We start from the raw sequence: 359 nt of genomic DNA, 5'->3' as shown, positions 1-359 counted from the left end.
GCAATTATAGTTTTTCTTATCGCAGGGATCGTTTTGGTCGCCGGCGCTAATTTTCTCTCGAATCTCATTTCCCCTAAATCTGATAATCCTGCTAAAAGGGAACCCTATGAAAGTGGAATGACCACTATTGGCCCCACCTGGGTGCAGTTTAAAGTGGGTTACTACCTCTTTGCCATCCTCTTTTTAATTTTTGATGTAGAAGTGGCGTTTTTGGTGCCATGGGCAGTAGTATTTGGAGAATTGGGAACGGTAGCCCTGGTTGAGATTGTCATCTTCCTCTTCATCCTGGGCTTGGGATTAGCATATGCATGGAAAAAAGGAGCATTAAAATGGGAATAGTAAACACTAAAGAACAGGCC

1 protein-coding gene is annotated in these 359 nt (G+C 43.2%); it reads left to right on the top strand.

Going from position 1 to position 359, the window contains the following annotated elements:
- A partial coding sequence (locus HC175_RS20975) for an NADH-quinone oxidoreductase subunit A (RefSeq protein WP_209310163.1) occupies positions 1 to 339 on the top strand: 339 nt, incomplete at its 5' end.
- Between the last annotated feature and the right edge of the window lie 20 nt (positions 340 to 359).

This window comes from Salinimicrobium oceani, assembly GCF_012037645.1.
The sequence above is the reverse complement of the archived record's forward strand: the minus strand, read 5'-3'. Positions and strand labels throughout refer to the sequence as shown.